Below are 15,865 nucleotides of genomic sequence, written 5' to 3' on the forward strand. Positions count from 1 at the left end.
GCTGACAGTAAAACCATAAAAGAAACGCTAGGCAGCCGCTATTCTCTAACGGAGTCCTGGCGTTATTTTATTTCGGATCAAGAATAAGGTGTGTAATGGTTACCAAGCCATTTTTGCAAGTCAATAACGATCAGGGCTGTCTGAGGAAAATGAAATAAGAGTTCTTCCAAGCTTCATCACGCTCCAGTAACATAATCTCGCATGACGGTATTCGACGAGTGCCAGACAGCGTATTTTGATCAGGCAGAGCATATGAAGGAAACTGAGACAAGGACTCCCAGGGATGGGCTTGTCAAACAGAATGTGATTCGTTATCAGTATTTTATCGAATTCAGCCGCATTATGGTCGGATTTTCGGAACTCCCTATTACGTGGTATGCGACCTTTCGCCGGTTACGGAATCATGTTCGCGCTCAGCGCGAATGCGTGAAGCCTACGGCATGGAGGAATAAGGTCGATGTTCAACCTCAAATCAGCGCATCAAGCGGCAATCTTGTCAGGGCTTCTTATTGTGCTTTGGGGACTGATCACTGCAGCAAAACTTGGATGGGACAGCAACCAACCCGTCGACCATAAGCGTTAAACAGGCTCTACGGCTGCCGCGCATACGATCGAATTATGAACGGTTCCCATCCAGAGTATTTCATTTGCATGGTCTTGTAAAGGGCAAACCCGTCTGGGCATTACTGGTGTCCATAACTCTTGAAACTAGTAAACGAGGGCAAAGCATTGAGGATACCTTGTCAAGATAGGAAAAATAGGGTAATATAGAATCATTACTTTTATTTTCTTTTATGCTCCTGCCAAGCGGCTTAAGGAGACATGTAAGCCGTGAGTCATGCGGCCAGGGCTAATTACGATTGGATTAATTTTTCTTTGCCGTTATGGATTGGGCAGAGATGAGAGCCAGCTTAAATGCTGCGATAAAAATGTGAATCCCCCGCTTACCCGGGTGAGATAAAAGTTTACTTTAAGGCCTTTGTTGCCACGTTACTAGGAGTGAGAAGCCCTGTGGGTAGAATGATTGAACGGGATATGTATGCCCGTTAGGTGATTCCTTCCATTCGAGGGCTTTTATTGTGTTCTGAAAAGGCATCTACTGAATTTCCCAATTGAATAGGGAAGATAGGAAGCAAGTCAGTGAATAGCTGAGTTGCTTTTTTGTGTTCCCCCAATGGGAGGGAAGAGGTTGTGCGGGGGATTGTCACATACCGCATATGCCAGCACGATGGACGTTGATATATATGGCGCACTTAATAGGCGCAGGAAAAGCAAGAAAGGGGGAGGTGATGCCCCTGCTGATTCATCCGTCACCTTCGCAGTACGATGCACATGCTGTGCGCCTTAGCTTGCTCCGGCAGACTGGGAGGACCATCACGAAAGAATCGTTTGCCCGGCCTAACACGCAGCCTTCCGCGTACGCGGTAAATGCGAGCCGTAAGGTTTAAAGCGATAGTTCCTTGAAACATTGATTTAGCACTCATAAATGCAACGCCTTAGCGATAGGTTCCTCCCTAAGGAGGGGTCTGGGGAGCAGCCCCAGCGCGATGGGAAGTTCACAGAAAGGAAGAAAAGCCATGGGGCGACCGTCCGTAAAAAATCAGGTAGAAACGGCGCTAAAGGAAATCAATCGGATCGGTTATAGCAAACGCGAGGCAAAACAAGCTGGTGATTCCAGTAATATTCACTCCATTAAGTATTATCGGGATGTCCAAGGGACCGCAATTCGTTTTGCGGAGTTTTGTCGCGAACAATATGGGATCCGATCGATTTATTATCTGACAGAAGAACATACAAAGGGATTTTTGCAGTCTCTTACGGGAAAAGGCGTGTCGAAGGGGTATCTCATTAATGTGGAATCCCATTTAAAAAAGCTTCAGAATGGTATGCAGAAGTTTTCGGAGAAGCAAGGAAAACCACCGGTGATTTTTGTTGGAACACGTCACATTGCAACAGATGAGCGGGAAAAGCCGCACGATCGTAGTTATTCTTCGCTAGAAATTTTTGAAATAGGTAAACACATGTCCCCTAACGTACATGCGGCTATGCAGATGAGTGTTCACCTGGGGCTACGTGCCAAGGAGGTGACGAACATTCGGGTAGAACATATTGCAGAAAATCCGAATGGTCGGCTGCAGATTCATATTGTGGAGGGGCGTGGGGTCACCAAAGGCGGACGATTCCGCGATATTCCGGTTCCTAAGGAGTACGAATCAATGCTACGACAACTGATTCAGGGAAAAATTCCTGGGCAAAAGATTTTGGGCATGAAAGAAGGGACACTTCGGTCAGGTTTAAAACGTGCCTGTGATAAATCAGGAATAAATTCCGCAGGTTGGCATGGTTTCCGACATACATATGCCCGTCAGCGCCTGGAGGAGCTTTTAGGGGGGCGTAAAAAGGAGGGGAGAGAGATGATTGAGAGAATGTTAAATAATCGCTCCTGCGGCCGTAAGATTGATTCAGGGGTCCGTGCTCATGAGAAGGAATTATTGAATATGGTCAAACAAGTAATTAATGTCGTCCACCATGAGCTTGGTCATGGTAATAACCGCTGGGGATTGGTCGCGGTTTATATGAGTTAAGGTAGCCAATTTTTTTGTCGCCATGCGGCTGGAGCCGGTTGTTCTCTAACAATCGTGGTTGTTATTCACGACGCTAACCATACCGGAAGCATATGACGCTTACCAACAAAAACACGGACCAGTTTTTTCATTAACTTTAAAGTAACGGAAAATTAGGTGTAATTGCGGTGATCCGACGTCTGCAACTCACTAAGGGTGGAAAACATCAACAATTGGGAATATTGTTTTTTCTGATATCGTTAGATGAAGCTTATATGATGTCCGTAGTGAAGTTAGCATAAAATTCTGAATATTATATTGATTTTAATTTATATCATAGTATAATATAGATAGTTAGATTACATAGAGAACGAATATTGGTGTAACGTCTTGCTGGAAATCAATATACCAGTCAATCTGAACCCAAAGGGAGATTTTATCTATGGAATTTATGGCTCTTACTATCGTTGTAGTTGTACTTGCTTACTTCACTTTAAAAAACATGTCGAAGATCGGTGAGCTATCCTATACAGTTAAAAGTCGTGATATTGAAATAGAGACCTTAGTGCTTGAACGTAAAGTCTATACTCAGGTGTTTAAAGAGGAGTTCGCGTCTTACCGAAACGAAATACGTGACGAATTTAGTAGCAGGTTTGAGAAACTTGAGACTAGTATGAAACAAATGGCAGAAGAGCGAGAAGTACATATAGAGACTATCAATCAGTTAACGAATAAGGTCGACACAATGGAGAGACACATTACGATACTCTCCAAGACCATCGAAGGCTACGAGGAAAGTAGAAAACGCGATCGTGGTGAACACTTACATATTGTTAAATAGGTTAGGATGCGAGGCGCGACACTTATTGGTGTTCGTGCCTTTTTATTAATCCGACAGGTTTTTATATATTTTATGTAGTTGAACTGGATTTAACGAGGTTCCAAAAAGGAGATTGCACCGTGCGAATAAAAGACAGGATCATTGTAAAAAGGAAAGGTGATATATGCTTAGAGATCATGGTAACGTTCAATGTCCAGTTTGGATCTTAGGTGATTCAGAACCAGAAAATTGGAAACAAAAATTGAATGCTCCATTTGATTCAAGACATCCAATACGTCATAACATTATTACTTCCGTGTTCGATGTTAATTCAGGATAAGGGCCATTAGGCTCGAGCGACGTTTGGAGGACGAGAAAATATGAACACGGATAAAAACAAAATTCAAGATAAAAAACAAGATGACATCACAAGCGCTGTGGAAACGGGACTTAAAATCGATGTGCCTGTTGATGTAGAACTTCCGACATTTACGCAAAAAGCGGCCCGGAAAAAATTTGCTACATTACATTACATATTCACAAAACTCGTATTTTGTACATATGTCTATAAATTAGCTAAAGCCCAAACCACCCTACAGAATTATAGTTTTGTGTTAGGGGGCCGTTCTTTGCCGCCAAAGACCTTCCGTAAGGCAGCGTCCGTGACCCAAATAATCATTTCTGTTCTCCACTCTATGCTTTACTTCCTCAACAGCAATACGAGCAGTTGCTTCAATCGTCTCTTTGCCAAATTCCGCGCTTGAATCCTGGGGAGCCATCGGCCCCCCAACGCCTATTAACGGTTCGCCTTTATTTGGGAGCAATGTAAGATCTACTGTCTCCGGATATAGCGCCATCATATGAGAAGTTTCCCATCCACCCGCATGATCGCCAGGTTTCGTATAGATTCCATCCACGAGTAAATAATCAACGAACGCCCAAGCTAACATTCCGTGCCGTCGACTATACTCTCTCTTATTAAATTGCAAAACAGCGGCTCGGGCGTGATCAATTAATGGATAGTGCCCCGCAACCAGAACACCCACCTCGAAACCTAGGCTTTCTGCTTCCGCCAAAATATGCAAAAGCAGCTTGTTGTAATTTAAAGCCTGCTCTGTTGCGGAAAACGGATGTCTCTCGGGTGAAAAATTATCAACGGACAATTCCATTTCCTTAGCAATCAGATCCTTATCCTTAGCGGTTGCCTCCATCAATGCTTCTAGTCTATTTTCACCATAATAGAGCGGCGGAAACACTAAACCGCCTCCCAATTGCGCACACCTGATGGCAATTCCCTCAGCTTGGAGGCTATCAGCTCCTACCACATTGTGTACACCGTGCCATTCCAACGTGCCAATAGGTATGTAGACGACCGGGAATTGTTTTCTTCTCTCCACAATTTCTCTCGGGCGCAACATCTGATACCTGACTTCCTCTCTCACTCAAATCCCTCCGTTAGCATAATCTATTCGACTTGTTTGCCTCTAGACTTGTTTATGATTCGGTTATTATGAATGATTACGCAAAAAGTCATTGACTTCACCGATCGTTGGGCACCCGGTAGCTCCCCCGACTTGCTGAACACATATTGCCCCACAGGCACATCCATACCGCATGCATTGCTCTACTGTATAATTGTGTAAATACCCATATATAAAGCCGGCATTGAATGAATCTCCTGCACCTGTAGTATCAACAACGTTTTCGACTAAAAAGGATTCGTGTGTGTAAAGCTTGCTACTACTACATACCGTACAGCCGTCCTTTCCCCTTTTGATGGCCACCGTCTCTGCAAATTCAGAAAGCGCCTCTGCTGCTTTTTCTACTGAATTGCAGCCTGAAATATGCAGTGCCTCTTGCTCATTAGGAAGGAATATGGAAGTATAACGCAAAACATCTTTCAGACCGTAATCCCAGGTTCCTGAGTGATCCCAACCTGGATCAAGCGATGTACTTATCCCATTTTCCTGAGCCAATCGAAAGATGTCTGCTAAATCTTTTCTCAAGGAGCTTTGTAAAAAAAACGAGCCGACATGAATATGCCTCAAATGTTTGATTGCGTAAAAGTTGATATCTCTTCCTTGCAGTTTATCAATCGAGCCTAGAACAGTAATCAATGCGCGGTCGTTGTTGTACCCTAATGAAATAGTCATACCGGTTTCAACGGATGAGTCCACGATAATATTAGAGGTGTCGATCTTATAAGCAGCGAGTGTATCTACAACAAACTTGCCGTATTCATCATTTCCGACTTTACCAATGAAAGCGGTTTTGAAATCCAACTTCGATATGCCGCAGGCACAGATGGCCGTTGAGCTTCCAAGCGCTAAAGAAGCCTGCTTTGCAATAATCTCCCTATCCAATTCCGGCATCGAAGTAAGTCCGCTGATAATCAAGTCAACATTGAGTTCCCCTATCGCTAGAACATCTGCTTTTATCACGCGCTGCACTCCTTTAGCTGTTGTGTATCTAGATAAATATACCATTCAACGATTAGCGTAATCACACGAAGGTTGTTGTCGAAAATCTTAAAGAGTCCCTTGCGTCTATCCTTGTGGCAGTCGAACAAACCTTTGTGAATCTGATGAGGTTTCAGATATTGAGGGATGTAGAACTTTATCGTAATAAAAAAAGCCGCGATTAACGCGGCGTACACTAAAACTGTTCATCACTCCTATGTGTAAAACAAAAGCACGTTTAAGGCTGGTTAATACATGTTATTGGTAGGAATCATCCCCACTGAAGCTTCCGTTTCACCAGCTTGCTATCGCGCCATCTGCTCTTGATTCAGTTCCTCCAGCCAGAACGCCCGTTTGCGGATCCCTCAAAATGATTTGACCACGACCAAACATGCCCGAGTCCAAAGCTCTTTGGACTCGGTGCCCTTTTCGCTCCAATGCCTGCGCAAGATAATTGGGGAATTGAGGCTCCACTTCGATGATTTTATCCTTTATCCATCTCCACCTAGGGGCATCCAAGGCCGCTTGAGGATTTAAATCGAAATCAATCAGATTAGTGACGACTTGAACATGAGCCTGTGGCTGTATCATGCCGCACATGACGCCGAAAGGACCGATAGCTTGATTATTTTTGGTAATAAAGCCGGGGATAATCGTATGATACGTTTTCTTGCCGGGCACCAGTGCATTATGATGCGAAGGGTCCAAGGAAAAGCCGCTCCCCCTATTCTGCATACAAATACCTGTTTCCGGAATGACGATCCCAGCACCAAAATCCCCAGCATGGCTTTGGATAAACGAAACCATATTCCCTTCCCCATCGGCGGTAGCTAAATAAACTGTGTCTCCTTTTTGGGGAGACCCTGATTCAGGCTGCATCGCCTCATTCCCGATTAGTCGCCTTCTTTGCCATGTGTATTCCTCGGATAAGAGCTCCTCCACACTCACCTTCATGCTTGCCGGGTCCGTAATATACTTCAATCCGTCCGCGAATGCCAGCTTAACGGCTTCCCACTGCTTATGATAAGTGTCAACCGCATCCCTTCTTGAGAAATCGAACCCTTTTAATAGATTTAACGCGAGCAGCACTACCAGACCTTGGCCATTCGGTGGGATCTCCCACACATCGTATCCCCTATAGTTAACTTTAATCGGTTCAACCCACTCGGGTTTATAAGCCGCCAAATCCTCTTTGGTTAAATATCCCCCGAACTGTTTAAAGTAATGGTCTATTTTTTCGGACAACTCTCCTCGATAAAAGGACTCTGCCTTGGTTTCCGCTATTGATTGCAGCGTTTTAGCATGCTCGGGGGAACGCCACATTTCTCCAATTTTTGGTGCTCTGCCATCGGCGGCAAAGGTTTTGAACCAGGGCTCAAATTCAGCGCCTTTATATTTTTCCATGTTTTCTTTATATCGAAGCGCCCAGAAGCTTCCAATAGTAGGTGAGACCGGGTAACCCTGCTCCGCATATTCAATTGCAGGACGCAGCACCTCCGTCAAGGGGAGATTCCCGAATCGCTCGGATAATACGGCCCATGCGGCGGGCGTTCCGGGAACGGTAACCGGCAGCATTCCGATAGAGGGCATCTTCTCGTGTCCGGCCTTTTTCACAGCTTCTATGGAAATGCTTTTAGGCGCCGGGCCACTGGCGTTTAATCCATGCAATTTTCCTTTGGTCCATACCAAAGCAAAGGAATCGCCACCTATACTATTCGAATTCGGTTCAACGACAGTTAAAGCTGCGGCAGTAGCGATGGCCGCATCAATGGCATTACCGCCCCTTTTCAATATGTCCAAGCCTGCCTGTGCGGCAAGAGGCTGAGCAGTGGCCACCATTCCGTTCCTTGCGTAAGTCACCATTCTTTGTGAAGAATACGGATAATACAGCGGATCGAAACGATGCATTAGTAGGGCCTCCCTTTACAATCTCATAGTATTCAAACCTCTTAGTGATCCAAGAAAAAAATCCGAATTCTACTAACTTCACGCTTGTACCGTGACAGGCCAAATTATACTCAAGATTTATGCATGTTTAATATTAATATTTCCACTGAAATTGTCAGTATCCTGCCAGATAGCTTAACCATTTTACCCATATGTTACGATGTCAAACTGAAGATTGATGCCCGTTACTTCACTCAGTCTTCATAACCATACAAAGAAAGCGGCGGTTTCATTTCTAAAAAAATGGATAACTGCAATCACAACAACATTGAATCGAGAATATTTCGTATTCTCTTTATCCAATAGATACAAGAACAATCAATAAAATGATACCTCTCATACTATATAACATCTTTGTAGAATAGGAGTGATACTATGTCAACTATCGGGAGTGAAAAGCGAAAAATAGTAAGAAAAGGGTCCAATTGTAATTGTAAGCGTAGACGGACTGGTGAATCTTGTTGTAGTAATTCTAGCCTTAGAATCCCAGGGATTAAAGAGATAAAATCGGGATTATACTTTGCCGATGCCAATCTTGTATGTTCTGGCACATTCTGTAAGGGGCATGATTCGGATATTGTTTATGAATGGAGATTACAAAGGTTTTCAGGAAACGCCTCAATTGTAGGACAACCAGTAAAAAAAGGCTCCAACAGAGTAGAGGTTTCTGGGAATGGACTGTTTGAACTAACTGTCGATGTCATATTTTTTTGTCGAGGGCTTAGGGGTGGTTCATGTAAAAGAACTGCCAAAAGAACATTCGAAATTCTGAAACAAAAACGCTAGCTTAGTTAAACACTTTTTATGTTTTACAGAATATTTTGCAAAACGGCTCGTTAGCACAGAGGGTCGCCTGTTCAGGGACGGCGGCCTTCTGTGATTGATATATTGTGCTATTGTAGCCGTTAATTTAGTCAATAAGTGTAACAACTCACGGTTTTACCCCCGTCTGTAGTACATGGAAAAATTGCTCTAATATCTCATTGAAATCAGGTTCATCTGGCAACCTCTCAATGTATTTCCACAATATCATTTCTTCTGTAGCTATATTTACGACCTCATATTCCATCTGTCTGGACTTCCAAACCGAAACTTGACCTAAACAACATTCAGATTCATAAATAACGCCTGTAGAAGGGTCAGGAATACGGCTCTCATCAGGGTTTTTATGCCTTACATACTCCATCTTTATATATACCTCTTCAAGTTCATTTTTTTTGCTTTCTACCCAGAGTTGAAACTTGGTCCGCATTCTTCCGATCTCCACCTCTTACCATTAAACCGCCCATTAGTTACGCGACTTTTGCATAAACCAAAACAAGGTTATCCTTTATTGTCCCGGTTGGACAACCATTGCTCAAATTCGACCGCCACGATCCGTTCTCCCGTCACTCCCTCCGCGTTGGGTGAAGCGAGGTAGATAATGGGTGCTGCCATAATTTCCGGCGTGAGCAGACGCGTCTGCGGGCCAAGTTCCTGTCGCAGTCCGTCCGGAATCATACCGGTCACCGTCGCCCCGCCGGGAAGCAGCATATTGACCGCCACGCCGTGTTCCCTTAGGTCTTCTGCCATGATATAAGAGAGCGATTCGGTTGCCGCGCGTGACGGACCGTAAGGCACGAAGCCTTTTCTTTTCATGGTTTCATAGTTCATTGAAATGTTGATAATGCGCCCCTTGCCCTGCTCAATCATAAGAGGCGCAAAAGCGCGGGCGACGAGGAAATAGCCCGTCACGTTGGTGTCGATCAAATTCCGAAAACCTTCGGGCGTTACCTGGTAAAAAGGCTGAGGCTCGGTGAGAAAGCGCGGATTTACTGTCTTCATTCCGATCCCGGCGTTGTTCACCAGCACATCGAGTCCGCCCCATTCGCGGCGGACCCAACGGGCAGCTTCCTCTGCTGACTGCTCGGATCGCACGTCAAGCGGCAGTGCGTGCGCATCGTATCCTCTTTTTATAAAGCCGGCAACCGCTTGATCTAACTTATCTCCCGCTCTAGAGGATACCGCTACCTTTGCCCCTTCCGCCAGCAGCGCTTCCGCCATCGCATAGCCCAAACCGCCGGACGCTCCCGTCACGAGCGCCCGAATGCCTTCCAATCTTTTGTACGTCATGTTACGTCACCCTTTCGTTAATGCGTCTTGTATTTTCGCGCTCCCTATTTTACCCAAAGTTTAAAAATAACTTGCTGAAAGACGATATTATTCCCAGTCGGGTTATCCCTTAACGGTGTACCGAACAATTCCCGGAATCGGCGGTAATATCGAGCAGCCATTGTAGCTTGTATAAAGCTCCTGTCGACGAATCATCGGATGCCAAGAGCTTGTACCGATAAGTGACAAGAATTTGTGCCGATTAACTCCATCATCATATTGCTTGCAGCAATGATTGACTCTTTGCTATTCCTCCTCTGATTACTTATTGGTTATCTAATCGACACCGCGCCGAGAACATGCGGAGCTATCCTGCCCGGGCTATCGCATAAGCCAAATAGAGGGCGGAATTAATTGGTCATTTATTTTAGACACAAATCCCTCATACAGGTTAACTGTGATTACTGTCAGTACGGAATCAGGACTACAACATAAGGAGTATGAGATTAAAATTGATGGTAAAACAAAAAGGATTTTGGGCATAAAGGCAAAAGAATAAATCAATTCATATCTGTTCGTAAATTAAAATGGAGCAGTTGCCCTGAGCAACTGCTCCATTTTTCAACTAACGTACCCGTTAGTGCAACAAAGCTGCCGTTCAACGCGGGAGCCTAGCACAATTAATTATGTATTTTCATGCGTATTACAGATTGACGGAATTCAGTAAAGTCTTTGAGTATGTGATCGAGCCTTTTTTTATAGAAAGATGCAACAGTAGAATTTTCAGCAAAGTGAATCTCATCAATAAGTTCGTCTAAATCTTTCTTCAGTACAATGAAATCAAGATTATCTTCATCTCTACTCAACTTAGATTTAAGATCAACAGCTAATGCCTCACCTAATTCTTTTAATCGTGGTACCTCAATGTGCACCTTCATCTTTATAAGTGGAGGGGTATTATCCTTTCTAAAATCTATGCCTGGGACTTCGTCCCAGAATGCATTCCAACCTTTAAGTAGTCCTGCTGAATAAAAAAGTAGTTTTAAGTAACCGCATAACCAGGACGTACAACTTGTGTTTCTACTTTGACACCCCACTCCGTTTTTTAAATGAGAACAAAAGTTGCAGCAAGAACCACCGTTTTTTATACACACCTTGCAAATACTATAACTTCCCACACCATCTAGAAATTGAATTCCATAGTCAATAAGGTCTTTTCTTGTTATATAATAGATATTGTTTTCATTAAGCATATAATCGTCAAACAATCCCTTTCCCTTGTCAAAATCTGAATACTATTATATATTCAGTTATTTGAATATTTAAATTGCTATTGTGATTTACTATAACTGAAAAAAGCTAAAGAGAGCAATGTTTTAGAACTCCGTTTTACAATAAGATAAATATAGGGGGACAATAGGCACCTGCAGAAGAGCCCTATATGCGTTTAACTTACGTGTCAGGCAATCTTGTCGGATAGGTAAAGTGAGTAATTGTCATTAACTATGGAAAGAAGTACGGTATGTTTCCTTACCGTCCTGTTTCACTCCTTGGTCGATTGCGCTGCCAAGCGCGCACACAACAAAGCTGCCGGTCAATACGGCAACTTTGTTGTGATGTGATTATTGCGCTATCGTACTTCGATAGTACAATAATGATAAATTTAGTGCCTTTCTTTTGCCAATCTGGTTATTTGTCTAATGAATTCCGTTTTATTTTCAGTGTAGGCTTCTCTATCATACTTATAAGTTTCCGCTAATTTAAGCTTTAGTTCTTCATACTGTTTGGCAACAGTAAGGTTCTCACGTAGGTAGTCCCTAAAATACACTCTATCCCAAAGAAAGTCCAAATCTTTTGACCCCATATGAATATGGAAGGATTCCTTTTCTAATCCTGTCGGAGAATAGCCTTTAATAAACATCAAATGATTTTTCTGCTCTTTCATGTGTATATAGTTATTTACATTCATCTTGCTCATTATCAATTCACAAATTCCACTTTTATTTGGAATCTCCACTAGAATATCAATTGTTGGCTTGGCTGATAAATTTGGCACAGCGGTGCTTCCGATATGTTTGATTTTTAGAGCTATTTCTGAGCCAAGGAGATTGGTTAAAAATTGTTTTTCATTTTCAAACAATGAAGTCCAATTTACATCGTAAGGGACAATTGTTATTGGATATAATTTTCCAAGTACATCTTTGTTCATAACGAACTCACTCCAAATTCCATATTGGCGTTTATAGTCCTTCTACTAAACAAAACTGCCAGTTAACGTAATGCGGCTCCCGATCTTTGTCACGGCAGCCTTCATGATGTCTGATGGAACTCTCGTAATCCGTTAGCGTAATCAAACACTTACATTGAATTCATTTTATCAACAACGTCAATCAACTTATTCATCGAATTTACAATTACATCCGCAGAGAGATTATCCTCACTCATGTATTCATTAGCATACCAAATGGTGTTTAAACCAACTAATTTTGCAGGCACTATATCCTTACCATAATCTGGATATGAATTGGTACAGTAAATTACTTTATAAATGGCTCTTTTTTAGGGTCCGCTCGATTGATATAATTGGTCCATCTTCACTAGATAAACATGATTACACAGGAAAAGGTGAATTTCTTATGGCATTGGAAATGAGAGATAAGTGTGAAAAGTGTACGAACGAGCTTCACAAACATTCGGTTGCTTATATTTGTACAAATGAGTGTACATTTTGTCATGATTGTACAGACAATATGAATTATGTATGCCCTAATTGCCAAGGGGAACTCGTTAAGAGGCCGAGAAGCAAAAATCTGCTTCAAAGCTGCTCGATAAGTTTAGAAAAGTCTTCAGATTATAGCAGCTAAACGATAGATAGTATTTTCATGCAATGGGAAACACATCCTATTTCTTCAATCGCCCCAATTAACGATTAGAGAATACGCCTCGCCCCAGGGATCGCACGCAATATTGCAGATAGTAGAAAGCAGCAGATGATGCTAAGCAATGAGACAAGAAGCCATTTTATAGCTGGAGGCCAAATGAAATTGGTCATGAAGATCGTCCAGCCTACAATGACAGGCGGATGAATGATGTACACGGTATAAGCATTAGCGGACATCCATTTACGCAAGGGATTGGAACGGTGTAAGTGCTTTTGAAATAAACGCAACAGAATAAGAATCATACCGATGCAAATGAAAGGCTCCCAGAACGCGTAAACCAAGGCTTGGACGTTTAATCCTCCTGCGAATGTCATATTCCCTTCCAGGGCACCGGTTAAGATTAGGCCGACGGGCAGAACAGGAATAGCGCAGACAGCAACCCACCCCCATATTTTTACAGTTCGGGCAGGGATCTGTGGAATCCAGTTGTAACGGTATGCCAAAAGTCCAACTATAAATAATAAGAAGTATAGTGGAAAGTAGCCAAATTGGAGCCCAAGCGGTCCCTGCCCTGTCGGGTAGACGAATCGAACAACGAACGCGACAAAGCCGATTCCAACTGCAGCTGCCAGCAGAGTTAAATTCTTCGGAAATGGCCGTTCAGACTGGACCGCTGCTCTTTTTCCTCTGATTAACCGGAACGTGGTATATAAGATGACAAAGTATAGCAAAGCCTCCAGGAACCACGCCGGTCCTACGAAAATCTGTTTAAAGCTCCATACTTCAATATGATAAAACTCGGTCAACGATTGTCTATCGCGAAAGTGAGCGAACCAACCCGTGATCGGACCTATCACAAAACAATAGAAAACTAGGGGGATCCCTAGCCGGATCAGGCGATCTTTGATAAATCGACCTGCCCCTTTACGCTCATAGGAAGCTGGAATAAAATAGGAAGATAGGAAGAAAAACAGTCCCATAAAGAATGCTTGACAAACAGCTGTAAAAATGGTCAACAAAATAGATGTGATCGTCAACTTACTCGTGTCCACATCTACCAGTATCCACGAACCGGCCGCTCCGTACGCAATGGAGGTATGAAAAACGATGACCAGCATCGTCAGAGCCGTCCGCAGATGATCCAAGTAATCAAGTCGTTGATTCAGAGCAGTAACCCCCTATTATTTTGAAATCAATGATAATTATAAACAGAAAAGAAAAAATATCCATTAATAATTTCATATCGTTTTCTTGAAATTCCTTTATCGACCATCCCATCATATAACGACCAAAACAAAAGCGGCATCTTCCAATAGATAAATATCATGCTCTTTGGGAGTGGTTGGTATCTTTATGACTTTATAAAATGAAACCGTGTGCTATTTTTAAACTGCCAGTTAGTTTGATCTCTACTTGATTACACCCTTGCCGATACTACTAAATTGTGAATCATAAACCCTAACTTCGTAAAAAAAGCGTTCACCCAGTTGAGTGAACGTTTTTTTACTTCAAACTTTATTTGTTACTTCAAAACTATATTGTCTACTTCAAAACTTATTTGTCCTCCAACAGCCGCCTGTTGGGTGACATTAATATTTTGAAGTAAAGAAACCCAATAATATCAAGGGTTGGACTAAGATTTGACCTTTTTCCACTAGTTTTGAAGTGAAAATGAGGGCACTAATTTGATAGTTACATTTTAATTTTGAAGTGCGTCATCCGAGGTTAATTAAGAGTCCGTGAGGAAACTTTCAGCATCGTCTCTCCTTTATATATACCTTTTCAAGTTTATTTTTTTGCTTAGCGCAATGACGAAGAAGACTTACTACGCCCTCTCTCCACTATCGCCACATATCTTTAGTATACCTTTGATATGTCTTGACGGGAATAAGATAATGTTCTTGTCAAAATCGGGAATGGGATCAAGTTGTTGTCACCCGACTCCTGGGATGGCCCTTCAGAATGACAATTAATGAGAAGTTTCCGGCGTAGGTACGGCTGGCTCATTGTCACCACCCATGCGGCGGCGTGACGTCTCCATTCGGCCGGTAGCCGGAATATGCTCCGTCACCTTTGCAAGGCCAAACACCGGCATATTTCCATAAATACACTCATAATCGCCGGCTCGGACCTTGTAGGTTTCATGGTAGATCCCGACCGTTCCATCGGTTCCGACCTTGCGATTAAAATTCCGCCAAGCTTGAAGATGCTGTCCGCCGCGGGCATATGCCTCAAGCTGCTCATACGAATCCCAATATTGGAGCAGATGTACACTTCGCCACCCTACCATAAACTCGGTACCCCGGAAGCCAAGCTTCCTATTGGTAAAAAGTTCTTTCAGCATCGGCCCCATCGCCCGAAACACAGGTAGCCACTTGTGTATAGCCCATAGCCTATTGACGCGCATGCCAATTAGGAAAACGACGAAGTCACCCTCTATGCGGGCTGTGAATCTACCTGGTATTACCTTTGCCATTAACTTCATCTCCTTAATACTATATTTATTTATTGATAAATAAATTTTACCTTAAAAAATAGGAGAAGGTTGTTAGTCCTTCTCGCAATATGGTAAAAGCTCTGGCAGATCCAGCACTTCTGAAACTACTGTAGCCATCCCAATGCCAATGAAAGCAGATGCTTGAAAGCCTGGCTGCGGAATTTGAGCCCGCTCGAATTTCTCCTTTACCACTTTATGAATATAGGAAAAGCCTTCCTGCACCCTCTTGCGAATGACTGGCTCAACCGTCGTGAAAGCCTGCATAGACAGCAGCGTTTCGTCTCGGTGTGTTTTTAACAGATTAAAGAACGCTTCGCCCATCCGGTCCTCCAGGTACTCCGCCGGCGCTTCAACCTCCTTGAATATGCCCGCAATACGATTGACGGATTGCTCTAAAACTGCAATGAACAGCTCTTCCTTCGTTTTAAAAAAATGAAACACATACGGCTGAGTAACCCCCACTGCTTGGGCTATATGTGTCGTAGTAGTCTTGTAATATCCTTGTTTGGCGAAGACGGATACTGCTACTTCGACAATTTGCTGTTTGCGGTCTTCTTTGGCCACTTCTCGAGCTCCTTATTTATTTATTAATTAATAAATACATG

15 protein-coding genes are annotated in these 15,865 nt (G+C 43.1%); 5 read left to right on the top strand and 10 right to left on the bottom strand.

Annotated features, from left to right (window positions below; genetic code table 11):
* The first annotated feature begins 457 nt into the window (after window positions 1-457).
* The 4 genes from FPZ49_RS36920 to FPZ49_RS20015 all read left to right on the top strand — a co-directional run bounded on the left by FPZ49_RS36920 (window position 458) and on the right by FPZ49_RS20015 (window position 3,405).
* The gene (locus tag FPZ49_RS36920; protein ID WP_261381503.1) at window positions 458-583 is read left to right on the top strand and encodes a hypothetical protein; all 126 of its coding nucleotides are present in this window, start codon (window positions 458-460) and stop codon (window positions 581-583) included.
* 706 nt (window positions 584-1,289) lie between these two features.
* Window positions 1,290-1,448, top strand: a complete 159-nt coding sequence (locus FPZ49_RS35855; RefSeq protein ID WP_186445933.1) for a hypothetical protein — start codon at window positions 1,290-1,292, stop codon at window positions 1,446-1,448.
* Window positions 1,449-1,547: 99 nt separating this feature from the next.
* Entirely contained in the window at window positions 1,548-2,585 is a 1,038-nt protein-coding gene (locus FPZ49_RS20010; RefSeq protein WP_144850220.1) for a site-specific integrase, read from the top strand.
* Window positions 2,586-3,006: 421 nt separating this feature from the next.
* Complete coding sequence (locus tag FPZ49_RS20015) at window positions 3,007-3,405, top strand: hypothetical protein (protein WP_144850222.1); 399 nt, start codon at window positions 3,007-3,009, stop codon at window positions 3,403-3,405.
* A gap of 593 nt (window positions 3,406-3,998) precedes the next feature.
* Here the strand turns inward: FPZ49_RS20015 and FPZ49_RS20020 are convergent.
* The 7 genes from FPZ49_RS20020 to FPZ49_RS20050 all read right to left on the bottom strand — a co-directional run bounded on the left by FPZ49_RS20020 (window position 3,999) and on the right by FPZ49_RS20050 (window position 12,090).
* On the bottom strand, window positions 3,999-4,826 hold the full coding sequence (locus FPZ49_RS20020) for a creatininase family protein (RefSeq protein ID WP_144850224.1): 828 nt from the start codon (window positions 4,824-4,826) through the stop codon (window positions 3,999-4,001).
* A 66-nt stretch (window positions 4,827-4,892) separates the two neighbouring features.
* Window positions 4,893-5,825 carry a carbohydrate kinase family protein gene (locus FPZ49_RS20025; RefSeq protein WP_186445934.1) on the bottom strand — a complete coding sequence of 311 codons (933 nt, stop codon included), beginning with the start codon at window positions 5,823-5,825 and terminating at the stop codon, window positions 4,893-4,895.
* A gap of 312 nt (window positions 5,826-6,137) precedes the next feature.
* Window positions 6,138-7,751 (bottom strand): gamma-glutamyltransferase family protein, encoded by a 1,614-nt coding sequence (locus FPZ49_RS20030; protein WP_144850228.1) that lies wholly within the window; start codon window positions 7,749-7,751, stop codon window positions 6,138-6,140.
* 970 nt (window positions 7,752-8,721) lie between these two features.
* A complete protein-coding gene (locus FPZ49_RS20035) occupies window positions 8,722-9,042 on the bottom strand; it encodes an immunity protein TriTu family protein (protein WP_144850230.1) in 321 nt (106 codons plus the stop codon).
* Window positions 9,043-9,113: 71 nt separating this feature from the next.
* Complete coding sequence (locus FPZ49_RS20040; RefSeq protein WP_144850232.1) at window positions 9,114-9,902, bottom strand: SDR family NAD(P)-dependent oxidoreductase; 789 nt, start codon at window positions 9,900-9,902, stop codon at window positions 9,114-9,116.
* Window positions 9,903-10,561: 659 nt separating this feature from the next.
* Window positions 10,562-11,149 carry a hypothetical protein gene (locus FPZ49_RS20045; protein WP_144850234.1) on the bottom strand — a complete coding sequence of 196 codons (588 nt, stop codon included), beginning with the start codon at window positions 11,147-11,149 and terminating at the stop codon, window positions 10,562-10,564.
* A 395-nt stretch (window positions 11,150-11,544) separates the two neighbouring features.
* Window positions 11,545-12,090 carry a GrpB family protein gene (locus tag FPZ49_RS20050; RefSeq protein WP_144850237.1) on the bottom strand — a complete coding sequence of 182 codons (546 nt, stop codon included), beginning with the start codon at window positions 12,088-12,090 and terminating at the stop codon, window positions 11,545-11,547.
* Between the two features lie 439 nt (window positions 12,091-12,529).
* Here FPZ49_RS20050 and FPZ49_RS20055 point away from each other — a divergent pair, with 439 nt between their 5' ends.
* Window positions 12,530-12,745: a DUF1272 domain-containing protein gene (locus tag FPZ49_RS20055; RefSeq protein WP_315899198.1), complete on the top strand. Its 216-nt coding sequence runs from the start codon at window positions 12,530-12,532 to the stop codon at window positions 12,743-12,745.
* A 65-nt stretch (window positions 12,746-12,810) separates the two neighbouring features.
* On the opposite strand, the gene FPZ49_RS20060 is transcribed toward FPZ49_RS20055, so the two are convergent.
* From FPZ49_RS20060 to FPZ49_RS20070, 3 genes are all read right to left on the bottom strand, one after another.
* A complete protein-coding gene (locus FPZ49_RS20060) occupies window positions 12,811-13,908 on the bottom strand; it encodes an acyltransferase family protein (RefSeq protein WP_186445936.1) in 1,098 nt (365 codons plus the stop codon).
* Between the two features lie 824 nt (window positions 13,909-14,732).
* Complete coding sequence (locus FPZ49_RS20065; protein ID WP_144850243.1) at window positions 14,733-15,239, bottom strand: DUF4188 domain-containing protein; 507 nt, start codon at window positions 15,237-15,239, stop codon at window positions 14,733-14,735.
* 72 nt (window positions 15,240-15,311) lie between these two features.
* On the bottom strand, window positions 15,312-15,824 hold the full coding sequence (locus FPZ49_RS20070) for a TetR/AcrR family transcriptional regulator (protein ID WP_144850245.1): 513 nt from the start codon (window positions 15,822-15,824) through the stop codon (window positions 15,312-15,314).
* Window positions 15,825-15,865 lie beyond the last annotated feature (41 nt).

This window comes from Paenibacillus cremeus (assembly GCF_007786445.1).
Classification (GTDB): domain Bacteria; phylum Bacillota; class Bacilli; order Paenibacillales; family NBRC-103111; genus Paenibacillus_G; species Paenibacillus_G cremeus.